At 45.1% G+C, this 25,249-nt stretch carries 27 protein-coding genes; 21 read left to right on the top strand and 6 right to left on the bottom strand.

Annotation, left to right across the window (positions count from 1 at the left end):
* Positions 1 to 33: 33 nt before the first annotated feature.
* Positions 34 to 264 (bottom strand): hypothetical protein, encoded by a 231-nt coding sequence (locus tag FJU10_RS13255; RefSeq protein ID WP_005233376.1) that lies wholly within the window; start codon positions 262 to 264, stop codon positions 34 to 36.
* 220 nt (positions 265 to 484) lie between these two features.
* On the opposite strand from FJU10_RS13255, the gene FJU10_RS13250 reads away from it, so the two are divergent.
* The gene (locus tag FJU10_RS13250; RefSeq protein ID WP_008382014.1) at positions 485 to 784 is read left to right on the top strand and encodes a DUF5960 family protein; all 300 of its coding nucleotides are present in this window, start codon (positions 485 to 487) and stop codon (positions 782 to 784) included.
* Positions 785 to 853: 69 nt separating this feature from the next.
* Here the strand turns inward: FJU10_RS13250 and murE are convergent, their stop codons facing one another.
* Entirely contained in the window at positions 854 to 2,371 is a 1,518-nt protein-coding gene (gene murE, locus FJU10_RS13245) for a UDP-N-acetylmuramyl-tripeptide synthetase (RefSeq protein ID WP_140966138.1), read from the bottom strand.
* A 199-nt stretch (positions 2,372 to 2,570) separates the two neighbouring features.
* On the opposite strand from murE, the gene FJU10_RS13240 reads away from it, so the two are divergent.
* From FJU10_RS13240 to FJU10_RS13230, 3 genes are all read left to right on the top strand, one after another.
* Positions 2,571 to 4,217, top strand: coding sequence for a polysaccharide biosynthesis protein (locus tag FJU10_RS13240; RefSeq protein ID WP_140966137.1), 1,647 nt, complete (start codon positions 2,571 to 2,573; stop codon positions 4,215 to 4,217).
* Between the two features lie 69 nt (positions 4,218 to 4,286).
* Positions 4,287 to 5,006 (top strand): pseudouridine synthase, encoded by a 720-nt coding sequence (locus tag FJU10_RS13235; RefSeq protein WP_140966136.1) that lies wholly within the window; start codon positions 4,287 to 4,289, stop codon positions 5,004 to 5,006.
* Positions 5,007 to 5,147: 141 nt separating this feature from the next.
* Positions 5,148 to 6,224, top strand: coding sequence for a M23 family metallopeptidase (locus tag FJU10_RS13230; RefSeq protein ID WP_140966135.1), 1,077 nt, complete (start codon positions 5,148 to 5,150; stop codon positions 6,222 to 6,224).
* A gap of 96 nt (positions 6,225 to 6,320) precedes the next feature.
* On the opposite strand, the gene FJU10_RS13225 is transcribed toward FJU10_RS13230, so the two are convergent.
* Positions 6,321 to 7,175, bottom strand: a complete 855-nt coding sequence (locus FJU10_RS13225; RefSeq protein ID WP_140966134.1) for an RluA family pseudouridine synthase — start codon at positions 7,173 to 7,175, stop codon at positions 6,321 to 6,323.
* A 191-nt stretch (positions 7,176 to 7,366) separates the two neighbouring features.
* Between FJU10_RS13225 and FJU10_RS13220 the strand changes: the two genes are divergently transcribed.
* From FJU10_RS13220 to FJU10_RS13200, 5 genes are all read left to right on the top strand, one after another.
* The gene (locus FJU10_RS13220; protein ID WP_140966133.1) at positions 7,367 to 9,529 is read left to right on the top strand and encodes a PBP1A family penicillin-binding protein; all 2,163 of its coding nucleotides are present in this window, start codon (positions 7,367 to 7,369) and stop codon (positions 9,527 to 9,529) included.
* A gap of 70 nt (positions 9,530 to 9,599) precedes the next feature.
* Complete coding sequence (locus FJU10_RS13215; protein WP_005227708.1) at positions 9,600 to 9,941, top strand: YlbF family regulator; 342 nt, start codon at positions 9,600 to 9,602, stop codon at positions 9,939 to 9,941.
* 194 nt (positions 9,942 to 10,135) lie between these two features.
* Complete coding sequence (locus tag FJU10_RS13210; protein ID WP_223273067.1) at positions 10,136 to 11,326, top strand: metallophosphoesterase family protein; 1,191 nt, start codon at positions 10,136 to 10,138, stop codon at positions 11,324 to 11,326.
* Positions 11,323 to 13,998: an AAA family ATPase gene (locus FJU10_RS13205; protein ID WP_189372325.1), complete on the top strand. Its 2,676-nt coding sequence runs from the start codon at positions 11,323 to 11,325 to the stop codon at positions 13,996 to 13,998. The genes FJU10_RS13210 and FJU10_RS13205 overlap by 4 nt, the downstream gene beginning before the upstream one ends.
* Positions 13,999 to 14,014: 16 nt before the next feature.
* Positions 14,015 to 14,959, top strand: coding sequence for a 3'-5' exoribonuclease YhaM family protein (locus FJU10_RS13200; protein ID WP_081117852.1), 945 nt, complete (start codon positions 14,015 to 14,017; stop codon positions 14,957 to 14,959).
* A gap of 167 nt (positions 14,960 to 15,126) precedes the next feature.
* Here FJU10_RS13200 and FJU10_RS13195 read toward each other — a convergent pair whose 3' ends face one another.
* The 3 genes from FJU10_RS13195 to FJU10_RS13185 all read right to left on the bottom strand — a co-directional run bounded on the left by FJU10_RS13195 (position 15,127) and on the right by FJU10_RS13185 (position 17,078).
* A complete protein-coding gene (locus FJU10_RS13195; protein ID WP_077452359.1) occupies positions 15,127 to 16,161 on the bottom strand; it encodes a peptidylprolyl isomerase in 1,035 nt (344 codons plus the stop codon).
* A gap of 116 nt (positions 16,162 to 16,277) precedes the next feature.
* Positions 16,278 to 16,652 carry a YtxH domain-containing protein gene (locus tag FJU10_RS13190; protein WP_077452358.1) on the bottom strand — a complete coding sequence of 125 codons (375 nt, stop codon included), beginning with the start codon at positions 16,650 to 16,652 and terminating at the stop codon, positions 16,278 to 16,280.
* The gene (locus FJU10_RS13185; RefSeq protein ID WP_005227719.1) at positions 16,653 to 17,078 is read right to left on the bottom strand and encodes an HIT family protein; all 426 of its coding nucleotides are present in this window, start codon (positions 17,076 to 17,078) and stop codon (positions 16,653 to 16,655) included.
* A 212-nt stretch (positions 17,079 to 17,290) separates the two neighbouring features.
* Here FJU10_RS13185 and FJU10_RS13175 point away from each other — a divergent pair, with 212 nt between their 5' ends.
* The 12 genes from FJU10_RS13175 to comGG all read left to right on the top strand — a co-directional run bounded on the left by FJU10_RS13175 (position 17,291) and on the right by comGG (position 25,221).
* A complete protein-coding gene (locus FJU10_RS13175) occupies positions 17,291 to 17,770 on the top strand; it encodes a hypothetical protein (protein ID WP_081117833.1) in 480 nt (159 codons plus the stop codon).
* An 84-nt stretch (positions 17,771 to 17,854) separates the two neighbouring features.
* Positions 17,855 to 18,589: an ABC transporter ATP-binding protein gene (locus FJU10_RS13170; RefSeq protein ID WP_140966130.1), complete on the top strand. Its 735-nt coding sequence runs from the start codon at positions 17,855 to 17,857 to the stop codon at positions 18,587 to 18,589.
* Entirely contained in the window at positions 18,586 to 19,797 is a 1,212-nt protein-coding gene (locus FJU10_RS13165; protein ID WP_140966129.1) for an ABC transporter permease, read from the top strand. The genes FJU10_RS13170 and FJU10_RS13165 overlap by 4 nt, the downstream gene beginning before the upstream one ends.
* 104 nt (positions 19,798 to 19,901) lie before the next feature.
* Positions 19,902 to 20,681: a phosphotransferase family protein gene (locus tag FJU10_RS13160; protein WP_077452353.1), complete on the top strand. Its 780-nt coding sequence runs from the start codon at positions 19,902 to 19,904 to the stop codon at positions 20,679 to 20,681.
* Positions 20,682 to 20,738: 57 nt separating this feature from the next.
* Positions 20,739 to 21,395, top strand: a complete 657-nt coding sequence (trmB, locus tag FJU10_RS13155) for a tRNA (guanosine(46)-N7)-methyltransferase TrmB (protein WP_140966128.1) — start codon at positions 20,739 to 20,741, stop codon at positions 21,393 to 21,395.
* Between the two features lie 87 nt (positions 21,396 to 21,482).
* Positions 21,483 to 22,445 carry a competence type IV pilus ATPase ComGA gene (gene comGA, locus FJU10_RS13150; RefSeq protein ID WP_140966127.1) on the top strand — a complete coding sequence of 321 codons (963 nt, stop codon included), beginning with the start codon at positions 21,483 to 21,485 and terminating at the stop codon, positions 22,443 to 22,445.
* Positions 22,399 to 23,427, top strand: a complete 1,029-nt coding sequence (gene comGB, locus FJU10_RS13145; RefSeq protein ID WP_140966126.1) for a competence type IV pilus assembly protein ComGB — start codon at positions 22,399 to 22,401, stop codon at positions 23,425 to 23,427. Before comGA ends, comGB begins: the two co-directional genes overlap by 47 nt.
* The gene (comGC, locus tag FJU10_RS13140) at positions 23,424 to 23,729 is read left to right on the top strand and encodes a competence type IV pilus major pilin ComGC (RefSeq protein ID WP_140966125.1); all 306 of its coding nucleotides are present in this window, start codon (positions 23,424 to 23,426) and stop codon (positions 23,727 to 23,729) included. Before comGB ends, comGC begins: the two co-directional genes overlap by 4 nt.
* Positions 23,704 to 24,177 (top strand): competence type IV pilus minor pilin ComGD, encoded by a 474-nt coding sequence (gene comGD, locus FJU10_RS13135; protein ID WP_189372323.1) that lies wholly within the window; start codon positions 23,704 to 23,706, stop codon positions 24,175 to 24,177. Before comGC ends, comGD begins: the two co-directional genes overlap by 26 nt.
* Entirely contained in the window at positions 24,158 to 24,472 is a 315-nt protein-coding gene (locus FJU10_RS13130; RefSeq protein ID WP_140966123.1) for a hypothetical protein, read from the top strand. The genes comGD and FJU10_RS13130 overlap by 20 nt, the downstream gene beginning before the upstream one ends.
* On the top strand, positions 24,462 to 24,887 hold the full coding sequence (gene comGF, locus FJU10_RS13125) for a competence type IV pilus minor pilin ComGF (RefSeq protein ID WP_140966122.1): 426 nt from the start codon (positions 24,462 to 24,464) through the stop codon (positions 24,885 to 24,887). The genes FJU10_RS13130 and comGF overlap by 11 nt, the downstream gene beginning before the upstream one ends.
* Complete coding sequence (comGG, locus tag FJU10_RS13120) at positions 24,850 to 25,221, top strand: competence type IV pilus minor pilin ComGG (RefSeq protein WP_223273066.1); 372 nt, start codon at positions 24,850 to 24,852, stop codon at positions 25,219 to 25,221. The genes comGF and comGG overlap by 38 nt, the downstream gene beginning before the upstream one ends.
* The last annotated feature ends 28 nt before the right edge of the window (positions 25,222 to 25,249 follow it).

Genomic DNA, 25,249 nt, shown 5'->3' with positions numbered 1-25,249 from the left:
TGTTACTGAGTGGTTCTCAGCAACACTTTTTTGTTATTTTTTGCGAATGATCCCATAGAACAAAGCGGCTGTTGCGACCAATGGAATCAAGATCACTAATAGAAAGCCGTTTGGATACGTAGCGCGAGTGAAAATTTCTGATGAAGCATCACTTCCGCCAAATAGATGATTGGAAATCATGAACTGAGCCATCATAGCAACGATTGCGACAAAACCAATTGCAGCACCAGTACCGACGAATAATTTTTTCTTTGCGTTGTTCATTACATTTGCCCCTTTAATAGTCTCTATGTATCATTATACAAAATTTGGATACGTGTTCAATCTGATTTTGTCAAATAATTGATTCGTAATACACTTGAAATGTTTCTGACATATTTAAGCGCCAAAAAAGCCAAAATTCCGCTTGTTAGCGATCATATTATTCGCTGATCCTCACAGACTCTCGTATAATAAAGAAAGAGAAAAGAAAGAGGGGACTTACATGGAGTATCAATCATTTGAAGGCCAAACGGCTTTTTTTGAAGATTATGCACGGATTGCCAAACCTGGCTATGAAGAAGAGGCAGTCACTGCCGATGTCTTGGAACAGTTGAATCAACAATTAACAGAAGAAGAGCTGTTTTACCGTTTAGCAGCCGAAGATGCCAAAGAAGGGCAAGTCTTTTTGTTTCCTTTCAGCAAGCGAATGTTTACCGAAGACCTTGACGCTGCCATTTCAACAGAATTCCGTTATGATGGCGCACCCTATGTCTATGAGACTTACGAAGACGAACAACCTTAATCACGCAGAAAAAAGCTTTCAGATGATCGGTTAAATCATCTGAAAGCTTTTTTGGTTGAGGCATTGCTATTAGTGCTTGGCTTGCTGCTGCGCTAAGGTCAAGTCACCAATGTAAGGGACTTTTTTTCCGGCAACTTTCAAGTATTGTTCGGCACCTTTGCCCGCAATAATCACGATATCACGACTGTCTGCTTCATCGATCGCCGATTTGACGGCTTGTTCCCGATCCATCTCAAGAATGACGGCAACTTCAGGATTGATGATAGCGTCGGCGATCTCTTGGGCGATCGCCGATGCTTCTTCAAAATCAGGATCATCGCTAGTCAGATAGACTTTGTCCGCATATTCTCCTAATGCTCGTCCCATATCTGCTCGGCGAGATTGGGCTTTGCCACCCGCACTACCAGTGACAAAAAGCAGGCGGCCATCTGGGCGCAATTGACGGGCAAGTTCACTTAATGATTGGAAGCTAAGGTAATTGTGGGCATAATCAACAATCATGACTGCCCCATTTTCTTTTTCTAAAACGATCATTCGTCCAGGGATGATCACTGTCGGCAGGACTTTCTGGGCGTCCTCACGAGAGGCACCCGCTAAGCAGGCAGCCAAAATCGCCGCTGCGGCATTCTCATGGTTGAAAGAACCTAAGATCCCCAGTTGATATTCACCAGAGACTTGCAAGACATCAGAAGTAGCTGTCAGGGCAAAACTCTTTAGGTCCATTCCTTCTTGAACGACATAATCGGCGTCTGAACGTCCGTAGGTGATATAAGGAACTTGATGGACTTCACAAGTTTCTCGCAGCAAGTGGTAGTGATCACTTTGCCGATTTAAAATCATTTGTTTGCTGTTGCGGATCAGTTCCCGTTTGCAGTAAAGGTAATCATCATAAGTCGGGTGTTCCACCGGTCCAATGTGGTCAGGCGAAATATTCAAGAACGCGCCAATATCAAAGGTAATACCGGCGACCCGTTTGGTTTTATAGGCTTGGGAAGAAACCTCCATCACAAGATGGGTCAGGCCGTTTGCGACAGCCTCAGCCATCATTTTATAGAGATCCAGTGTTTCGGGGGTCGTTAACACTGCTTCATTAAAGGTTTTTCCATCGACTGAGTTTTCCTCAGATGAAAAGAATGCTACTTTTTGACCCGTCGATTCTGCTAAAATCGCCCGAGCAAAATAGGCGCAGCTGGTTTTGCCTTTTGTGCCAGTGATGCCGATGGTCACCAGCTGTTCTTGCGGGTTGCCATAAAACGCTTGGGCGATCACTGCCATCGTTTCTCGAATGTCCGTAACAATGATCCCGTAGGTTGCGAAGCTGTCATAAGGTGTTTCTGAAATGTAGCATTGAATGCCTTGATCAATGGCGGCGGCTAGGTAGCTTTCTTTAAAAGAAGCCCCTTTACAGAAAAAAAGCGTCGCCGCATCGGCTGTTCGCGAGTCGTAGCTTAATGAGGTAAAGGCAAGATCAGTCATTTCTTGCGGCACGGTATAAACCCAATCAGTGGGGGTGATGATTTCTTTCAATAGGTTTTCCTGCAATAAGAGCTTGCGGATCTGGGGCACGGTAATGAGTTCCTTTTGCATCGTTGTTCTCCTTCATTCCTCTAAAGATTTCTCTTATTATAGCATAACTCCTAAAAACCGCCGTTTGGGAGAGAAAAGTTTTCTTTTTTTTCTCCTTATTTTGAAGAAACTTTAAGATGTTGCAAAAATAGATTGCGACCAACCCTTTTTCGAATTAAAATGGAAGGGATATGTTTGTAGAAAGTTGGAGATAATGGCGATGGATAATCACATGCGTTCAGTGTCAAAAGAATTAACTACACAAGAAAAAATGGCTCAAGGATCTGCTTGGATGACGATGGGAAATATCGGCTCACGTTTGCTTGGCGCCATTTACATTTTACCCTGGTATTATTGGATGGGGGCAAATGCTGATAAAGCAAATGCGTTATTTGGAATGGGCTATAATGTTTACGCCTTATTTTTAATGATCTCCACTGCGGGGATCCCATCGGCAATTGCCAAACAGATTTCTTTTTATAATTCTCGCCAAGAATACCGCACGAGCCAGAAACTCTTTTTAAGAGCCTTCCAATTGATGGCAGGCTTTGGCGTGATGACCGCCGGCATCATGTATTTGGCAGCCCCATGGTTGGCAACGGCTTCAGGTGGTGGGGAAGAATTGATTCCTGCAATGCGCTCATTGAGCATTGCACTATTGGTCTTTCCTTGTATGAGTGTTATGCGAGGATACTTCCAAGGGAATCAAGACATGAAACCTTTTGCGATCTCGCAAGTGGTGGAACAAATCGCCCGCGTCTGCTATATGCTTTTAGCGACCTTCATCATTATGCGGGTCATCGAAGGCGAATACACGGCAGCAGTGACGCAATCGACTTTTGCCGCCTTTATTGGTGTCTTAGCAAGTATTTTGGTTTTAGGCTATTACTTCCAAAAGCAACGGGTGCGGATGGATGTCTTAGTCGATATGAGCAAAGAAGAAACCGTGCTGCAAACCAAAGAATTGGTTTTAGCGACCATCAAAGAAGCGATTCCTTTTATTATCGTTGGTTCTGGGATCACGATTTTAAAATTGGTGGATCAGTACACCTTTGTACGGATCATGAGTAGTTTTACTGAATTTTCAAATGACCAGCTCTTAGAATTAATGGCGATTTTCGGTAGCAATCCTGATAAGTTGACGATGGTCGTTATCGGATTAGCTACTTCCATGGCTTCAACAGGCTTGCCTTTGATCAGTGAAGCAGTCGCCAAAAAAGACAAAAAGAACTTAGCTAAATTGATCAGCAACAACTTGCAATTGTATTCCTTTGTAATGTTCCCAGCGACCTTTGGGATGATCGTACTGTCTTATCCCCTATATACCTTGTTTTATCGCCCAGATGCGTTAGGGGCGAGCGTCCTAGTCGCTGCCTGTCTGTCTGGACTGGTCTTAGGCTTGTTTATGCTTAGTTCCAGTATGCTTCAAGGAATGTACCACAACAAAGAAGCCGTTATTTTCTTCTTTGTAGGATTACTGGTGAAAGTGATCTTGCAGTATCCAGCGATTCGGTTGTTCCAAGTTTACGGCCCATTGGTTTCCACCACGATTGCTTTAGGGATCGTCTGCTGGCTAAATATTCGCAAGATGATTCGCAAAGGCCATTTCAATGTAAACTTGACGTTGCGACGGACGTTATTGATTGGCGCGATGACGATCATTATGGTAATCGCAGCGTTGATTGCCCGCCAACTCTTTGGGCTTGTCCTCAGTTCTGAAAGAAAAGTTCAAGCCTTTATCTTGAGCTTGCTAGTAGCAGGAGTCGGTGGCAGTGTGTACATCTACATTGCGCTGAAATTACGTTTAGCTGAAAAACTGCTCGGCTCATCAATGGTTCGTTTGCGCCAGAAACTACACATCAAATAAAACCAGAAGCAGTCGCTGAGCCTCCATTGCGAGACCTTGGCGGCTGTTTTCCATGAAAGGAAGAAAGCAATGCGTTTAGACAAGTTTTTAGCGGATATGGGTTATGGCTCCCGCAAAGAAGTGAAACAGTTGATCAAAAAAGGTCTCGTGACCGTCAATGGACAAGTCATCAAGAGTGACAAAGCGCAAGTACTAGAAACACAAGATACCGTTTGTTTTGAGGGGGAACCCATCGTCTATCAAAGCCAGTTTTATTATTTACTAAATAAACCCGCTGGAGTGATTTCGGCAACCGTCGATTCCTATGAAGAGACGGTCTTAGATTTGTTTTCTGAAGAAGCGTTTCGTGAAGATTTGTTTCCAGTAGGACGGTTGGATAAAGACACCGAAGGCTTTTTGCTGATTACGAACGATGGCGGATTGGCGCATCAATTATTGTCGCCTAAAAAGCATGTGGAAAAAGAATATTATGCCCAAGTCGAGGGGATCATGACAGCGGAGGATCAAAAAACCTTTGCCAAAGGCATCAACTTAGACGGCGAGTGGACCTTGCCGGCTGAACTGCAGATCCTCAACGTCGATGAAGAAGAAACGCGCAGCGAAATCAAACTGATTCTCCATGAAGGCAAGTTTCATCAAGTCAAACGGATGGTCCAGGCAGTAGGAAAAGAAGTTGTTTATTTGAAACGGATTCGCATGGGAGGCCTGTCCCTGCCAGATGATTTGGCATTAGGCGAGTATCGGGAATTAACTCCTGAGGAATTGTCGAAGCTGCAAGAGCGAGGATAAGACGATCGGCGAGCTAAAGAAATTCTTATAAAAGTTGTTATTCGGCTGCAATATTTGTAAAAAAAGCCCGTTTTATAGGTGATTTACATGAAAGTTTGCAACAATAGACTTTAAACTGTTGGAAAAACCCTCTTTTTTTTCATGAATAAGCATGTTACAGTAGCCAAGCTACTAAAAAAAGAAGGAGTTACCTCATTGAAGAAAAAGATTTTTTTATTGCTCGCCCTTACGTTGCCCCTTTTCCAGCCAGCTGTCAGTTATGCTGCTGAAACCAAGAGCAGCGAGGAACTGACGGTTTTGACCACAGAACTAGCCTCTTATGAAGAAGAAGTCACGACTAGCCAACAGAAAGTCACAGCGCTGGAAAGTCAATTAGCAGATTATCAGGAAGAATTAAACCAATTGGCAGAAGAAAGCAAGGAAGTTCAAACGCAGATCGCTGCTCTGAATGACCAAAAAGCCCAGCACCAAGGAAGCCAAGCGCAAAGCAGCCTGGTAGTCGATGGACCGCAAGCCACGATCCAGCAACTACGCAAGTTTAGTGAAACACAAGCAGCTTTACGGGAAGTAAACCAACAGTTGGCGGAAAAAGAAGCCGAACAACAACGTATCACTTCGTACCAAACCTTGACGCAAGCCCAATTAGTACATAGTAAAGAACAACTAGCAACAGCAAAAGAAGAATTGCAGAGCCAACAAGAGCAGCTGCAGCAGACGCAAGTGCAAGTACAAGACTTGCAAGAAAAAGTGGACAAAGAAGCAAAAGCCGCTGAAGAAGCAAAACAAAAAGCCAAAGAAGCAGCAGAGAAAGCGGCAGCCAGTGAATTTTCACTGCCAATCACGGGCTCCGTGTCGATCTCCAGCGGTTTTGGTACTCGAGCTGACCCAACTGGTTTTTCAGGGACGCAGCATGACGGGATCGACTTCACCGGTCAAGCGGGGGAGAAGATTGTCGCCGCTCGTGATGGACAGGTAGAAGATGCTGGCTATGGCCCAAGCACTGGAAACTACGTGATTTTGGCTCACGATAACGGCTTTTACTCGTATTATTTTCATTTAACAGCTGTCAGTGTCTCGAAGGGGGCGACCGTTGCAGTCGGCGACCAAGTCGGTACGATGGGGACGACTGGAAATTCGACAGGCGTCCATCTGCACTTTGGACTAAGTAAGACGTTGTGGTCAGAGTTCGTTGATCCAGCAGCTTACTTGCCGCTATAAGGCAAAGCTCCGAGTAGAAACATTGAAAACAATCATCTGAAACCAAAAAGCATGACTGACAAGAGGGGGTTCCTCAAGTCGTCATGCTTTTTTTGTTTACCACAAGCCCGGTTGAGCGATGATCACTAACTGTTCTTTGGTAAAGGGATGCTCTAGATGCAATTCGTAGCCATGCAGCAGCAAACGCGGCGCTGGTTTGTTTTGGTAAAGCGGGTCACCAACGACTGGATGACCGATGCTGGCAAGGTGGACGCGAATTTGGTGGGTCCTCCCCGTATCTAACACACAATACACATCGGTCGTCTTTTGTTGGGCGTGGGCGATGGTTACATGAGTGACGGCTGACTGACCGTTGCGGGGGTCAATGATCCGCTTGCGCCGATCGTGACCGTCACGACCGATTTTTTTGGCGATCGTTTGATCTTGCGTGAGTTTGCCCCAAACCGTGGCTTGATAGCGGCGGAAAATCTGTTTGTTTTCCAACATTCGGCCCAAGATCGGCAACACCAAGGGATTTTTTGCGAATAAAACGACACCGCTGGTTTCTTTGTCTAGACGATGGACCACATAAGGCTGCTGCTGTTTCGGCGCAAGGTAAGCAGCTGCATCATTCAACAGGGTATCTGCTTCTAATGGCTGATTGGGGTGCGTCTTGACCCCGGCTGGCTTGTTCAGTACCAATAAGTGCTCATCTTCAAAAAGTACGTCGACTTTGTCTGCTTGGCCTAACTGGATCGGCTGGTAGCTGTAATCACTGTCTTCAATGATCAAAGTGATTTGATCGCCGCCACGAACTTCTTGATGAAACATCGCAGGCTGCTGATTGACGGCCACATTTTTCCGTGTTCGCAGAAAATGGCGCACTTTTCGTGGGACGAGCCACTCCTGTTCCAACAACTCGCGAAGCGGCATGGGCGGGTGATTTTCGGGTAAAGTCATGGTGTATTCCATAAAAACGTCCTTTCTTTGCTGTTCGCTACCGACTATTATAGCATCTTTAAGCTTTTCTTATAAAAAAAACAATAAAAAACAGAGTATTCAATGCTAGAATAATAAAGCATTCTTTTCGAATGAAATTACGTCTAGAGCCGTATAAAAAAGAAAGTCATTTATGCTACACTTAACCAAAGGAGCGTGAAGTAATGGATTGGAAGCACATCCTTCACAAAATAAAAACCGGTTGGCTGACCTTTTGGCGCTGGTTAAAACCATATTTGCAGCAATTTCATCAATGGCGCAAACGGGTTTGGAAAAAATACCACGTAAATAAAATTTTTATTTTACTTAGTTTAGTTGCTATTTTAATCATGAGCGGGTATTTGTTTTATATCGCCAAAAATACGAAAGTTAGTGAATTAGAGTCAGGTCTGAAAGAATCAACGGTGATTTTTGATGCCAATGGCGATGAAGCAGGGCAATTGTACTCGCAAAAAGGCACGTACGTTTCTCTTGATGCCATCTCCAGTGATGTAGTCAACGCCTTGATCTCAACCGAAGACCGCAACTTCTATAATCACCACGGATTTGATATCAAGGGGATCGCTCGGGCAGCCCTACGCATGCTGGTTAACCGCAGTGCCGAAGGCGGTGGGGGAAGTACCATCACCCAACAGCTTGCCAAAAATGCCTATTTGTCCTTGGATCAAACCTTTAGTCGAAAAGCCAAGGAGCTTTTCTTAGCGATCGAGATCGAGAAGAAATATTCCAAAGATGAGATTTTGGAAATGTATTTGAACAGTTCCTATTTCGGTAACGGGGTTTGGGGCATTCAAGATGCCTCGCTAAAATATTTCGGTGTCAATGCTTCTGAACTAAGCGTGGGAGAAGCTGCGACGTTGGTGGGGATGCTCAAAGGTCCTTCGATCTATAACCCGATCGACAATCTGGAAAACGCCACGAACCGTCGCGACACCGTCTTGAGTTTGATGGTGGATAACGGCAAGTTGGACCAGTCCGTTGCTGACCAAGAATCACAAGTTGCCTTAGCCAATTTACTGTATGATGGATTTGGCAATTCAGAATCTGGCTATAAGTATCCTTATTATTTCGATGCGGTCATCGATGAAGCCGAATCCTATGGGTTGGATGCTGATGATGTCATGAATCGCGGCTACAAGATCTATACAGCGCTGGATCAAAACTACCAAGCACAAATGGAAGCTGCCTATAAAAACGATGCCTTGTTCCCTGAAAATGCCGCTGATGGCACGATGGTGCAATCTGGCTCTGTCGCACTTGATCCGAATACCGGTGGGGTGCAAGCGGTGGTGGGTCGTCGTGGCGAGCACGTCTTTAGAGGCTTTAATTTTGCCACGCAAATGAAACGTTCACCAGGCTCCACGATCAAACCAATCAGCGTCTTCGCCCCTGCCCTAGAAGCTGGGTTTGAACCCGATAGTATCCTGAAAGACGAGCCCCTTGATTTTTATGATGCTCAAAACTTTGATGGGACCTATGCTGGCGAAGCAGTCATGTATCAAGCCCTCGCCCAAAGCTTGAATCTGCCAGCAGTTTGGCTGTTGCATGAGATCGGCTTAGATCGTGGGTACAGCAAAGCACAAGAATTCGGTCTTTCCTTGACTGAATCCGACAAATATTATGGCTTAGCATTAGGTGGTTTGGAAAAAGGGGAATCACCAATGACGATGGCAGCAGCGTATGGCGTTTTCGCAAATGGCGGGTATTACTACAAACCGCATTTGATCACCAAAATCGTTGATTCTACCGGTGCCGTGATCGTTGACAATACGTCTGTGCAAGGCAAACGCGTGATTTCTAAAGAGACCGCTGATAAAATGACGAGCATGATGCTGGGTACCTTCTCTAACGGGACGGGTGTTAGTGCTAGTCCGTACGGCTTTACGATCGCCGGTAAGACGGGTACGACAGAGACCAACTTTGATGCTTCTAAGGTCAATGACCAATGGATCGTCGGCTATACTCCTGATATGGTTCTGTCAACCTGGCTAGGATTTGAACATGTGAGTGAAGATCATTACTTAACGGGAACTAGCGGACAAGTTGTTGGGAAAATATTTAAAGCAGAGGCCGAAAGCTTACTGCCTTATAGTCAAGGCACCCAATTCCAAGTTGCAGACGCTTATTGGACAGGCGGAAAATTAATGGCAGCCGATGAGGTACCAGATCCTGAGAGCAGTACGTCACAAAATAGCAATGATTGGCAACAAACCATCGATGACTTTGCCGAAAGCGCCAAAGAAGGTATGAAGGAATTCGGCAGCAAGATCAAAGAAGGAACGAAAGAATTGTTTGGCGGCTTGTGGAATTCCATTAGTGGAAATTAAAGGAATTAGGCAACTGCTAGTCTAGAACCTGAGAAGAATGGTATACTAGAAAAAAAGAGGAGGCGTCAAAATGGCAAATATTTATGATACAGCAAACCAATTAGAACGTGAATTACGGGAGTCAGAACAATTTCAAGATCTGAAAGGTTCTTTCGACCGTTTGAAAGCAAATGAAGAAGCGTACGCGTTATTCAAAGAGTTTCAAGAGTTACAACAAAGCCTGCAACAAAAAATGATGGCTGGCGAAGAAATGACGGAAGAAGAAGCGCAAAAAGCCCAAGAATTATCGCAAAAAATTCAACAAGACGGCATCGTTTCTGACTTGATGCAAAAAGAGCAAGCCTTCAGCTTAGTAGCCAATGACTTGAACCGCATCATCATGGGTCCTGTAAGAGATCTATACGAAGCGTAATCGCCAACAGACAAAGACCAAAGAAGCTAGTGAATCTTCAGAGAAATCGGCTGCAACTGCAAGAGCCGTTTCCAAAGAAGTTTCAAAAGCGCTTCTTTGGTTTTTTTTTATGAAAAAGGCGAACAAATTTTCGTATTTTGCTGACGAAATGCCTGAGAAATGTTATGATAGAAGCATTAAGGAGGGAGAAAGAAATGCGATTTTTACATAGTGCAGACCTGCATATCGACCGGTCATTTGAAGGGGTTCATTTGTTATCTGAAAAAGTGAAGACCCAACTCCCTGCCATCAATCAAAAAATCATCCGTAATTTGGTGGATGTTGCCTTAGAAAAAGCGGTCGATTTTGTTTTGCTGGCTGGGGATACATTCCATCAAGCACGGCCGAGTCTAAAAGTGCAGCATGACTTTTTTGCCCAACTGCAACGACTAGGGGAAGCACAGATCCCAGTCTATATGATTTTCGGCAACCATGATTATTATGATCCGCAACGGTATTGGTTTGCTTTTCCAGAAAATGTCATTCTCTTTTCATCAGAAGAAGTTCAAACGGTTCAAGGAACAACGAAAAACGGTGAAACCTATGCAATCAGTGGATTTAGCTACCAACATCCTTGGATCGCTGAAAATAAAGTAACAGAATTTCCCGCAAGAGCAGCGGTGGATTACCATATTGGGCTTTACCACGGGGATCAAGCCGGTGAACGGTATGCCCCCTTTTCAATCAGTGAAATGAAGCAAAAAGGCTATGATTATTGGGGCTTGGGGCACATCCATGTACCTAAGACGCTCTCAGAGCAGCCGCCGATCTTCTATCCCGGTACACCCCAAGGAAAGACCAAGAAAGAACAGGCGACTGGGGTGATTTTGGCAGACTTAACGCCGCAAGGATCAACGATCGAGCGCTTGGAGATCGCTGAGATCGCTTGGCAAAAGCAAGTGGTCTCCTTAGCGGATGTGACCGCCTCGAATGCCGTATTGCCAGCGATCATCGAGCGTTTAAAAAGTCCTCGTTCGCGCTTGCTGCATCTGGTGTTGACCGATGTGCAGCAGCTGCCGCCAGATTGGTTTCCAGCTGCGGAAAAAAATGAATGGCTAACCTACCTCAATGAACGGTTGGCGCAAACAGAGCCACTGCAAGTGATCTATGCCCTTGAAGTCGAGCAAGCCAATGAAGACAAGATCGCATTGGCGGTATCAGAAGATTATATGCTGCAGTTTTTAGCGATGTATGAGTCACCAGAGATGTTTGCGGACCGACTGTCGGACCTATTGCAGCATCCGCTGATCCAGCGAGGGATCACCCATGAATCATTTCAAGAAGAAGTCTTGCAGCAAGCTAAACAATTGTTGAAAGACGACTTTCAATGGGAGGAGCAGTCATGAAAATTTTAAAAGCAGAGATTACCGGTTTTGGGAAATACCATGAACAAAGTTTTGCCTTTCATCCGCAAAATCAGCTGCTCTTTGGGCACAATGAGATCGGAAAATCGACGTTGTATCAATTTATTGCCTCCATCTTGTTTGGCTTTCCGAAAAAGACAGCCAAGAAAAAAGACTATACCCCCAAAAACGGTGCTGCTTACGGTGGCAAGTTATGGTTGGCGCTGGAACCCTTCGGCGAAGTGATCGTCGAACGCTATCGGCAAGTGGACCGTGGTCGTGCCAAAGTCCATGTCGCTGGTCAGACGGTTGATGAGCAATGGCTGGCACAACACTTGCAGCCCCTCAATCGAGCGTTGTTCTTCGATGTCTTTACTTTTCAGCAAGAGCAATTGACCCAGATCGATAAGCTAGAAGAAAATGAGCTGCACCAAGCGTTGATTTCTCTAGGGATCAGCGGCAGTCAAAAAATGCTGCAGCAAGTGGCGCAATATGAAACCACCAATCAGCAGCAATACAAGCCGCGGGGGCAAAAGCTGCCTTTGAACCAGGCGTTAAAACAATTAGAAAAACTGCAAAAAACGATTGCGGAAAAAGAAAGCGAAGAAAGCCGTATCCAACAGCAGTATCAGCAGATCGCCCAGCTGCAAGAACAGATCCAAGACTTGCGACACCAGTATCAAGCATTGAATGACGCCTATCAGGAAAATCAGCAGCAGCTGAGTCATTGGGGTCTTTATGAAGAGTGGCAGCAAATGGCACCAGCAGATACGTTAGCCGATCCTCAGCAAGTCCAAGCCATCAAACAGTTTTATCAGCAGTATCAGCAGCTGACGGAAGAAATTCGCAAAAAAGAAGCTGAATTAGATCAGTTGGAGCAAGGAAAAGAATCAGATAAGTATTTCTTTTATCTTGATCATGAGCACCAAATCCATCACTTGCTGCAGCAGCAAGTGACGATGGCGCGTTTGGCAGATCGTGAAGCAGCGGCCAATCAACAAGAAGCCGTCGCTATCACGGAGCTGAATCGCTTGATTGAAAAGCGCCAATGGAGCAGAGAATCGCCGCCGCTAGTAACGGCTTCGATCCATGAACAAACCACACGTTTACTACAAGAACGTGTGCAGTTAGAAGAGCTCGAAAAGCGCATGATGCGTTTAGAAGAAAAAGCGCAGCCTTTGCAAGCCACCGCAGCTCGCTTAGAGCAGCAGCATCCTCAATTGATTGGCCGCAAGCCGGTTTCTCGCCCGCTATGGCCGCTAGGGATCGTCGGTGGGCTGCTAGCAGTGATCGGTATCTTTTTGCCGAGTCCCTGGCGCTGGCTTGCATTAGGTGCGGGGATCGCAGCGATCATCGGCAGTGTTTTACCGCTGATGAAAGCAGCGCCAAACAAGCAGCAAGGCATAAAGCAAGAATGGCAGACGATCCTCATGCAGCTGGATCTACTGGGAGAAGAGTTGGCACAACTGGAAAATGAACAGCAGCAAAAGCAGCAGCAGATCGATCGTGCCTACCAAGCGTTGACACCCTTTTTTGGTAATTTGCCGGTGGAAAGCTGGCAGGCGTATCTATTGGCCTATGATGAAGATGTTGCTAGCTATCAAGCCTACTCGCAACAACGCAAACAAGCCTATCAAGAACGGCAAGCCGTCGCAGAAGAACTGGCCCCCTTTGACGAGCAGTACCGTCCGTATGCGGAGTGGCTGCCGCTGCAAAACAAAACAGTGTTAGAAAAAGCAGCGATCTTACAGAAATTTCATGAAGAGATGCAAACGATCAAGCTTTCACGGCTGCAACAACCTAGCACACTGCTGGCTCAACAATTGAACCGCACCCGCAATGAACGCGACCAGCTGCTTTCCCAGGCCAGTGATCTCTTGCAGCAGCAAGGCTTAGATCACCCCGCAGAAATCAGCCTCTGGTTGAAGCAATGGGAAGCGGCGCAACGCACGCAGCAGCGAGCAGAAGAATTGGCGGAGATGTTAACACCGATCTATCCCAAACCAGTGACACAAGCAGAATTGCTGCAGCAAAAAGACCAGATCAAGCAGCAGCAAACACAGCTTCAAGCACAAATACAGCAGTTGACAGAGCAAAAACAGCGCTTGGAATTAGAAGCAGCAGCCAGTCAAAAAAAAGGCACCTTGAATCAGCTTTATCAAGAAGAAAGTGAGCTGAAGGCGGTCATTGAAGAACTCGCTGTGGCATGGGGCAGTCGTCAGTTGGCGGCTTCAATTTTGACGGATGTCACGACCGAATTGTCAGAACAGCAATTGCCGCAGCTATTGTCAGCCGCTTCGACTTATTTTGAACAGCTTTCAAACGGACGTTATCAAAAGATTCTTCTGGAAAATGGTCTGTTAGTAGCGGGAAATGCCAGCGAGACCTTTTCGATCATCGACTTGTCCACAGGCACGAAGGATCAGTTGATCATGGCGTTACGTTTCGGTTATCTAGCGCTGCAAAAAAATCATCCGTTGTGCCCGATCATTATTGATGATGGTTGGTTGCATTATGACAGTGTTCGTAAGGAACGCTTCGCCGCGCTGTTAAAAGAGTTTGGTCAAAGTTATCAAGTAATTTGTTTGTCTTCTGATCAAGAAATGGTAAGCTATTATCAGAAGTACCAGCAGCCTATCCAGGATCTGAGTAAAGGAAGTGAAAGATTTGGCTGATCGGCCAAATAAGCCCATGAAAAAAATTCGTGAATTAACTGTTGATGAAACGTTTCAACTTTTCTTACTGATTAAGAATGCCGATGTACGAATCGCGAAAAACGGTAAAAAATTTATTGCCTTCACCTTTCAAGATACATCCGGCACGATCGACGGAAAGTTCTGGGATGCATCAGATGAAGAAATCGCCCGTTTTGAACCCGGGAAAGTAGTACTGCTAGATGGGAAACGGGAAGTCTACCAAGGCAATCCCCAAGTCAAAATCATGCATTTGCGCTTAGCGAAGCCGGAAGAACCTCATGAACCAAGCCAATACATGGAAAAAGCGCCCTTGCGAAAAGAAGAGATGGAAGAAGAAATCAGTCAAACCTTGTTTGAGATCACAAATCCTCACTGGAATCGCATCGTCCGTTTCTTGTTGAACAAGTATAAAAAGGAATTCTTTGACTTTCCAGCAGCGAAGCGCAATCACCATGCCTTCGCCAGTGGATTGGCGTATCATACGACAACTATGCTGCGGTTAGGAAAAGCGATCGTCAAAGAATACCCTGAATTAAATGCGTCACTGCTGTATGCGGGCATTATTTTGCATGATTTAGGAAAAGTAATCGAGTTGACAGGTCCCATGACGACAGAGTATACCTTAGCAGGGAATCTAGTAGGGCATCTCGTCTTAGTGGATGAAGAAATCACACAAGCCTGTATTGCTTTGAAATTTGATGATAAAGAAGAAGATATCGTTGTTTTGCGGCATATGGTCTTAGCTCATCATGGGTTGCTAGAATATGGGTCACCTGTTCGGCCCCGCATAATGGAAGCAGAAATCCTCCATCAGATCGATAACTTGGATGCTTCCATGCAAATGATGCTGACGTCAATCCGTTTAACGGAACCTGGTCAATACACGGATCGTATTTTTGGCATGGACAACCGGAGTTTTTATGTACCAAAAGAAGTGTAGCAGCGACGTTGCAGCACGATCAACCAAAGTGAATGACGGAAAGAACAAAAACCACGCTAGGCTTGCTTAGCGTGGTTTTTGTTAGCTGCTGGAAAAATTTGAATCGTAGATAGAAATCTAATCGGTACAAAAAAAGAAGCGCCGCTATGACGGCACTTCTTTTTTTATTATTCAGCAGAAGAATCTGTAGCACTTTCACTCGTTGCAGTAGAGTCATCGGTTGCATCAGTAGCAGAAGAATCTGCCGCTGAGCTGTCCGTTGCATCTGTTGCAGAAGAGTCAGCAGTTGAATCTTCTGTTTCGGCTGCTGTGATGTAATCAGAAAGCAAGTCTGCTAAATCAGAGTCTTTCATTTTCACGTTGGCTGCTTGCAATTCTTGACCGATCGTTGCTGCCACGAATGTTTGATCATTCAATAAGGTGTTTTGAGCGATCTCAGTCAAATCATCTTTGTATTTATCCATATCGTTGCCTTTGTCTTGGTTTTTCACCATTTTCACGATGTAGTATTCTGTCGTGTAAGTTGATGTGTTGGTGGCAGAGATCACTTCAGAGATTTCACCATCTTTTAAGTCAAAAGCGGCTGTTTTTACTTCATTCGGTACAGCTGATGAAGTAGAATCGAATTTGATTGTTCCGCCATCTTCTTTTGTGGCTGCATCTGTTGATTTTTCTTTGGCAATTTCACCAAAATCAGCATCATCTTTTTTCACTTCTTCTAAGACATCTTTGGCATCATCTTCACTTGCTACTTTGATGATTTGTGCCTCTACCTCTGGGTGGAAAGAATCCCATGCTGTTTTCATGTCTTCGTCAGTAATATCCATGTTGGCTTTTAAGCCTTCACGTAAAGCAAGTTGTTGCTTCAATTCTGCCCGGTAAGACTTCACCGTATAACCAGAGGCAGTCAAGGTTGATTCAAAGGAATCATTCCCACCGTATTGTTCAGCCATATTGTTGAATTGCTCATCGATCATGTCTTCGGTAACATCATCACCATATTTTTCAGTAAAGACTTTTAAGACGATCATTTGACGCAACGCATTTTGGTTTTCTGAACTTGTTTTTGCTTGGTCATAAAAATCTTGAACAGTGATTTTACCGCCTTTCATTGTTGCGATTTCCTCACTTGAATTACCACAAGCCGCTAATGCAAAAAGACTCATTGCACTGACTGCTACTAAAATTAATTTTTTCTTCATTCGTTTAAGCACTCCTAATTCTAAAAAAGATTCATAATAATCACTGCACCTACTATACCACTTCTAGAAATGGTTGGGAAGAAAACAGTGGATGTTTCAAACAAAATTCATAAAAACTACAAATTTTCAATTTGTTTGGTATCCTCTGCGCTTTGGGCTTGAATCGTCGTGATGTGCTGATTTAACTGCTCCATTTGGGTTTTGATCCGAGCAAGGCGCGGTTGCGCTTGGAATTTGAAGGCTTCCAGATCTTTCGTAAAAGATTCGGTCACAACGGGGATGGTTTCGTCGATCGTTTTGCGGGTCACCATCACAGCATCCTTTAGCTGTTTAACGCTGTCATTGAATTCTAAGGTCGCTTCTGTCGTGTCATCTAAATAGCGAATCAATTCTTCACGAGTTTCATTGCCGCTTTTCGGTGCAAAAAGCAAACCACCTAAGCCGCCGGCGATGGAACCGAATAATAGTCCTTTAAGAAAATTGCCGATCATTTAATCCACCTGCTTTCCAATTTTTTCGGCGATTGCCGCTAGTTCTTCCCCCGTGTAGTTGTCTGCGTGATTGCCAAAATGGATCTTGAAATCATCGTCTTTGCTGTAACGAGGAATCAAATGGACATGGGAATGAAAGACCGATTGGTACGCCAATTCTTTATTGTTGTTGATGATATTTAAGCCTTCGATCTCAGGGAATGCTTTTTCGATCGCTCGAGCAATCTTAGGAATGCGGGCAAAAACCGCTGCTGCCAACGTTTCATCGTACTCAAAAATATCCGTCACATGCGTTTTGGGGATCACCAATGTATGACCCGGGGTGACTTGGGAAATATCTAAAAAGGCATAGACTTGCTCATCCTCGTAGACTTTGTAGCTAGGAATCTCACGATTGTTGATTTTACAAAAAATACAATTTTCCATTGTAAAAAAACCTCCTTGATCTAGTACCTCTACTTTACCATATTTTGCTTTTTTTCGTCTGGTTTCCTCTTTGAAAAAGTCGGAACAAGGCAACTGTTCCTTCAACAAAGGCGCTTTTTTAAAGAAATGCGAAAAGCGAGCGAGAAACGCTTGCATTTAGATTCCAACAACCCTAGACTTAATATCAGAAATCATTTGGAAAGAAGGAACCTATGAAACCGATCATTAGAGAAACCTTACAGAAAAAAACAACGACTTCAGCGAAGCTTCGCTACTTAGCCTATGCCTATAAAGAGTGGTTGATCGCGATCACGCTGTTTGTGGTGTTTGCTGGTTCAATCACTTATTCTCTGACACGTCCGCAAGAAGAAGTAGTCAATGCCGCCATTGTCACTGAAACAGCAATGGACCCTGCGGTGCAAAGTGAATTGGAAGCAGCCGTTGAAGCATGGGCGATTGACCAAGGGTATCAAAAAGAAGAGCTGAGGATCAGTCTGGTTTCTTATGCTGAACCAGCTGCTGTCCAAGCATTTACCACCCGTCTTGCTGCTGGTGCGATCCAAATGGTCGTCTTTCCAGCCAGCGAAGCACAAACGTGGCAAGAGCGCTTTGGCAGCCAAGAACTGCCGCAAGACCCCATTACAGTGGGAGAAAACGAATTTATCTTGCAAGTTACGAATAAAGAAAAATAAATAACTGTTTTGCCAGCTGACTGAATTGAACAAAAAGAGCCTACGTTGAAAAAGTGTCGTAATTAGGTGAATCGGAGGAAGAAAATGACTTTACAAGTAGCAAACGTGACAGGCGGCTATAATCAACTGCCAGTCTTAAAAAATATTGATTTTACGATCGGCGATGGGGAACTCGTCGGCTTGATCGGCTTGAACGGGGCAGGAAAGAGTACGACGATCAAAGAGATCATCGGGTTACTGCAACCTCACAGCGGCACCATCACGATCGATGGCCTGACCCTGAAAGAAAACCCAGAGCAATACCGCAAACAAATCGGGTATATCCCTGAAACCCCTTCTTTATATGAAGAATTGACCTTAAGAGAGCACATCGAAGTGACGGCGATGGCCTACGATCTTCCGCAAGGAGAAGCCATGAAGCGAGCAGAACGCTTGTTAAAAACGTTTCGTTTAGAAAACAAACTCGATTGGTTCCCAGCAAATTTTTCAAAAGGAATGAAACAAAAAGTCATGGTGCTCTGTGCCTTTTTGATTGAACCAAGCGTTTACATCATCGACGAACCCTTCTTAGGATTGGATCCTTTAGCGATCAATGCATTATTGGAACTGATGAATGAGATGAAACAAACTGGAGCATCGATTTTGATGTCCACCCACATTTTAGCAACCGCAGAGAAGTATTGTGATAAATTCATTCTACTGCATAACGGTGAGATCCGCGCACAAGGGACCTTGGCGCAACTAAGAAGCCAATTTCAAGCAACGGAAGCCTCCCTTGATGATCTGTACCTCGCACTGACAAAGGAGAGTCAAGCATGAAGCAGTTTTTCTCGCAACGCTTACAGCGGCATCAAAAACAGATGACACGCTATTTGCGCTATGTCTTCAATGATCATTTTGCTTTGATCAGCACCTTTTTAGTCGGAGGCCTCGGTCTTTACTATTCGGAGTTATTAAAAACATTGCCGCGGCCGTTTCCCTTAGGCGGCGTCATCGTGGTGGCTGTTTGGTTATTTGTTTTACCGTTAGGACGCTTAGCGACATTGACAAAACCGGCAGACTTGATTTTTCTTTTAGCCAAGGAAGGACAAATGACAAGTTACCTCAGCCAAGCGTTACGTTATTCCCTCTGGCTGCCCTTTGGGGTTTTATTTTTAACCGTAGGGGCAACAATGCCTTTGGTCGTGGTCACAGCAAACAGCACCTTTGCCTCATTCCCATACTTTTTAGGGATGATGTGGCTCTTAAAACTGGGGGATCTTTCACTACAACGGATCCGTTTGTATCAAGAAACCCAGCAGCAAGTCAAACAGCAGCGAGGCATCTGGATGGTCAGTGCGCTAGTTGCTGCACTTGCTAGTATTTATGTAGTACCTTGGTTAGGGTTGGTGATCAGCATCCTCCAAGCAATCTGGTTCCTCTTTGGCGTGAAATCTAATCGTCAGCTTTTAGATTGGGACTATATGATCCAAGCCGAACAGTCGCGCTTAATGCGGATCTATCGGTTTATCAACTTATTTACAGATGTTCCCCAAATCACGACGGAAGCCAAACGGCGCAAATACCTCGACTGGTTGCTGGCAAAGATCAAGCCAGTGCACAGCAATACGTATCTCTATCTTTACTTGCGCCGAGTGATTCGTGGTGGGCAATACGGCGGCCTTTATGTCCGCTTATCCTTGATTGGTGGGTTCGTCTTGTTCTTTGTCGATGAGCTTTGGATCAGTCTGCTGATCGGCTGCTTGTTTCTTTATCTGATCGGTTTCCAACTGATTCCCTTGATCAATGAATTTCAATACATGGTTTTGACCCATCTGTATCCCGTGCCAGAAAAACAAAAAGCCGCAGCGATCAAAAAAATTCTTGGGGCACTCTTACTGGTGACCGCAGTTCTTTTCGGCGTGATCTGTTGCTTGCGCTTGCCTTTTGTTTGGCAAGGCGGTATCGCGTTTCTTGGCTTCTTAGGGTTTGCGGGTCTCTTTTTAGGCATCTATTTACCAGGGCGATTAAAGAAAATGCATGCTTGATCCACAAGTGGCTTCTCTTACAAAAAGCGAACGCATATGCGCTTGACGGCGACCCTTTGGGAAGCTAGAATAAGAGGTACTGCGAAATAAGGAGAGAAGCTAGGATGGATATTCGCTTGGATCAAGATTGGCGTATGCGGCCGATCAAAGGCGACACCGGGAAAGCCTATATCGGGCTCAAGGACAACGACAAAGTCTTTATCAAACGAAATACGACCCCGATGCTTGCGGCACTCTCTAAAGAGGGCATTGCACCCAAACTCGTCTGGACGAAACGGACGGGAAATGGCGATACGCTCTCCGCACAAGAATGGCTGGATGGACGGGTCTTAGATCCCGATGAAATCGGCCAAAGAAATGACGTCATTGATGTGTTGTATCACTTGCATCATTCAAAAACACTGGCACAGATGCTAAGTAAAATAGGGGGACAAGTCAGATCGCCTGAACAGATGCTGATGGATTATCAGGATCAGCTGCCTTCTGCGGTCGCCCAAAACGGTTTTATTCATTTGGTCACCGAGTATTTAAAAGCTAATATTCCAGCTTTTGACGAGCAAAAAGCCGCGGTCGTCCATGGCGATGTCAATTATCGAAATTGGCTAGTTTGTCAAAATTATTTATATTTAGTCGATTGGGATTCCGTGATGTTTGCAGATCCAGCAATCGACATCGGGACTATTTTAGGTCACTATGTGCCGCTATCCAGCTGGTCTCATTGGCTGGTGCGCTATGGTATCCATAGCAGCAGCGAAGTGATCGAAAAGATTTATTGGTATGCATTGTTGAGTATGCTGCAAGAGGTCAAAAAATATTATCTGCGGGGCGATTACAAAGCCATGAATGCAGAGATTTTACAATTAAAACGAATTTATAGTGAATGAAGAGAAGATGGAGCGAGGCAATTTGGTTCCATCTTGTTTTTTCGGAAAGGAAGAAACATGAGAGTAAGAAAACGTGCAGGTGCAAAAGAGCTGATTGAAGCTCATCCACAATACGTCGTTGCAGAGCCTATCGAATGGAAAGGGCGTTGGCATGAACGCTTTGGCAATGATCATCCGCTACACATCGAAATCGGCATGGGAAAAGGCCAATTTATTACAGAAATGGCGAAAGCTCATCCCGAGATCAATTATATTGGGGTAGAGATGCAGATCAGTGTCGTTTCGATCGCATTGGATAAAATGATCGAGCAGGAGATCCCAAACTTGCAACTGCTGCATGTGGATGGTTCCGCATTGACCAACTATTTTGCGGACAATGAAGTAGACCAGATCTACTTGAATTTTTCTGATCCCTGGCCTAAGAAAAAGCATGAGAAGCGCCGTTTGACTTCTAAAGCCTTTTTAGCAGTGGACGAGCAAATTTTACGACCTAATGGCGAGATCCATTTCAAAACGGACAACCAAGGATTGTTTGAGTATTCCTTAGCGAGCTTTTCTCAATATGGCATGATCATCAAACAAGTTTGGTTGGACCTGCATAACAGTACCTTTGAGAACAATATCATGACGGAATATGAAGAAAAATTCTCCAGCCGCGGGCAGCGAATCTATCGGGTGGAAGCCCAATTTGTGGCAAAAGAACCACAGAAATAAACGAATGATGAAAGATGAAGCAAATTTGCTTCATCTTTTTTTCTATTCTCAAAGCGTTTGCGTATTTCTTTTTAGGAGGGATAAGTCGTGGATATTCAAGCATTCTCAGACGAGTTGATTCTTTATGGAAGACAAGAACGTATGCAGGATCTGGCCATTTTGCCTAGCGGTTCACAGATGGAGGTAATTTTCAGCAAAAGCTATCTCAGAGAGTCCTATCAAGTGTTGACGAATGAAGAAGCCCAACAGCTGATCACTCGCTTCAAATTTTTAGGAGGAATGGAGGTGGGAGAGCGACGTAAAGCTCAGTTAGGCGCAGTCAGTTATCCGTTCGGCGATCAGCTGCAGCGGCTGCGCATCTCAACAGTCGGTGACTACCAAGGGCGTGAAAGTCTCGTGATGCGGTTTCTTTATCCCTTGACTCAGGAGCATCTGCGCTATTTCTTTGCAGAAGATGTCCAGCAGATCCAGCAGGGGACCAAACAAAGAGGGCTGTATTTGTTTTCAGGCCCCACTGGATCAGGAAAGTCGACCCTCATGTATCAGTTAGCACGGGCAACCAAGGGGCAAGTCATTACCATTGAAGATCCCGTCGAGATCGAAGAGCCGCGCTTTTTGCAGCTACAAACTAATTTGAAGATCGGGCAAGATTATGATGAATTGATTCGCTTGTCTTTGCGGCATCGTCCGGACCTGCTTTTGATCGGCGAGATCCGTAACAAAGAAACGGCGCAAGCCGCTGTTCGAGCCGCTCTGACAGGTCACCGAGTATTTGCCACGATCCATGCCCGAGGTGTAGCAGAAACCAAGACGCGGCTGCTAGAATTGCTCGGGACAGACGATCGTCTGGCACATGCGCTGCAAGGGATCATTTATCAGCGATTGCTGCCAAATGAAGCGAATGAACCTCATGGATTGCTGGCGTATCACTTTTATGAGGGGCAAGTGGAAAAACAGTGGCAACACGTACTAAACCGAGTGAAAGAAAGTGGGTGGATCAGCGATGAAGTTTATGAAAAAGAAGCCCCAGCTACCACGCCGTGCAACTGAAGCCCTCTTAGTCACCTTCACGGTGTTATTGGAGAGTGGCTTTTCCCTACAAGAAAGCCTCCAAGTGCTGCTGCGCAGCCGCCAGTTTTCTGAACCTGTGATCGAACAGCTGATTGTCCATCTTGCCCAAGGGCAAAGCTTTGCAGCAGCGGTAGCGCCGTTGTCGTTATCAGCTACTGAAAAAAGTCAGCTTCATTTAGCAGAAAGGCATGGGGATCTCACGGCGACCTTGCGGCGGATGGTCGACTACCACACATTGGTCAACAAGCAAAAACAGCTGCTGTACAAAGTAGCTGCCTATCCGCTTTTGTTGCTGGTCTTTTTACTAGCTGCGCTTTTTGGGATGCACCGCTTTTTATTGCCCCAATTGTTAGCCTCTGGCATGATCGACGAAGGTCATTTGGGCATTCGCGCCATCACTTGGGCACCCGCAGTACTTATCCTCTTCTTGTTGTTCAGTGGGCTGCTTTTTGTGATCAGCCGCTGGGTGTTTGCCCGCCGCACTGCCTTGCAAAAAGCTGTGTTTTTCAGCCGCCTGCCATTGTTCGGAGCATTGTACACGAGTTATCACACGAGTTTTTTCGCATTGGAATGGGGCAAGCTGTTTCAGCAAGGATTAGATATCCAACAAATTATTGAGTGCATGGAACAAACCAGCAAAGCCACGCTGATCCAAGAATTAGCACGGGAGCTACGAGTAACCTTGACGTTGGGTGGAGAACTCCCAGAAAAACTTCGTCATTTCTCGTTTCTCACACCAGAATTTTCTTTGATCGTCTTTCAAGGAGAAGTACGAGGAAAGTTAGGAGAAGAGCTTTTTTTATACAGTCAATTATTGATGGAACGCTTGTTTCAACGAATCGAAAAATCCATCCACTGGATTCAGCCCTTGATTTTTTTGTTGGTTGCTTTAATGATCGTTGGGATCTATGCCGCTATGTTTTTACCAATCTATGGAAATATCCAAGGAGTGATCGAATGATAGAAAAGAAAGTAGCATCTCCTCGCAAGCAGGGGATTTGGCGTGTCAAAAAAGGCTTTACATTGGTTGAAATGCTAGTCGTTTTATTAGTGATCAGTATTTTGGTTTTATTGTTCGTCCCAAATCTTGCCAATCAAAGAGGAATCATTGATGAGAAAGGAAATGCGGCGATCGTGAAAGTAGTGGAAACCCAGATCGAACTCTTCCGTCTGAATGAAAATCGGGAGCCTTCGAGAGAAGAATTGATTGCTGAAGGGTATGTATCTGAGGAACAATATGCGATTTATGAGCAGGGGAACTGAGGACTGTCAATGGCGCTCTTTTGCTGGGTTTACCTTAATAGAAAGCCTTTTGGTCCTTCTTGTCAGTAGTATGTTTCTCTTTTTCCCTGTTGTGGCCATTGAATACTATCAGCAATCTGCCGAAGTCTTAGGCTTCTGTGCTCGCTTAGAAAAAGGGCTCTACACTTTACAGCAAACGGCCATCATCGACAACACACAAACCCGGGCCGTCTATCAAGCAGAGCCAACGCCAACTGTTTCGTTTCACGGAGCTACCACTGAGCCGGTAACGAAGATTGAAGTTCCTTCACAGCTAGAGGTGCAGGCGTTTCCCGACATCCTGTTCAGTAGTCAATCTGGCAACAACAGCAGTCTGCGAAAGATCGTTTTTTATTGGCAGGAGAAAAAGCAAACCATCAGCTATAAGTTTTTATTTGGGAGTGGCCGTTATGAAAAAATCGTTGAATAGCGGGTATATCTTGGCCGAAAGCCTGATGGGGTTTGGGGTGTTAGCAACGTGTATCTTATTGTTTTTAGTGATGCAGGCTGCTGTACTTGCTCAAAGTGCGGCATTGCAGGAAAAAGCCCAGATGATGAGGGTGCTGTATGAAGAAGTCCAGAACCATTCCTTTGATTCTTCAGCCATCAGCTACACGACGCAGCGTCAGGCGGTCTATCAAGTTCGCTTTTGGCAAGCAGCGCAGCATCAACAGGCACGCATCCAAAGTGGCGAACAGCTCTGGGAGATTTTGTATGAAGAGTAAAGGCTTTACTTTGTGGGAGTGCCTGTTGTCTTTATGGGTATTGGCGATCTGCTTATTGATGATCAGTGGGATCGTCAAGCACCTGGCACCGGTCAATCAGCAGATCATGGCTCGCAAAGATCGAGAGTGGCATGTGTTTTTGCTTCAGCTGGAACGGGAATTAAGTACCTGTACCTATCTATCAGTCAGCGAGACGACGCTATATTTGCGAAGCAGTCAAAACAATTCGGTAACGATCGATCGCATCAATCGCGTGCTGCGGAAACGGGACAACAATGGCTATCAACCACTATTGACAGAAGTAGCGGATGTGTCTTTTGAGAAAATTGGCGCAGCGATCCGCTTTACCGTTTCCTTTGAGAATGGAGAGCAAAAAATTGGGCAATGGAAAATACACACACAAGAGGCGGCATAAGGGCAGTATTTTATTGACAGCACTATTGTTTGTACAGCTGATGAGTTTGATGCTATTACTGGTGTTAGAAAATAGTCGGACAACGGCACTTTTTTATACAAAAACCATTGAAACTTATGAAGCTCGCATCATGAGTGAACTGTTCCATGCGGAATTCTTGCAAAACGAAATGGCTGATCAAGGGTCACGTCTTTATAATGTGGGAAAGTTGACCTATGAACGGCAAGGACAGGTCTTACAGATCGAGTGCCATGTCAAAAGCCGCCGCTTTACATTTACCTTTTTGTTACCCGAAGAACAGCCTGAAATAGACACAGAAGACCAAGAGGAATAGTACAGGGAAAGGATGGTTGTTTCGACCA

This window comes from Enterococcus sp. OL5 (assembly GCF_006491895.1).
Taxonomy (GTDB): Bacteria; Bacillota; Bacilli; order Lactobacillales; family Enterococcaceae; genus Enterococcus_D; species Enterococcus_D innesii.
Note: the sequence above shows the minus strand (reverse complement) of the source record. Positions and strands in the feature narration are given on the sequence as shown.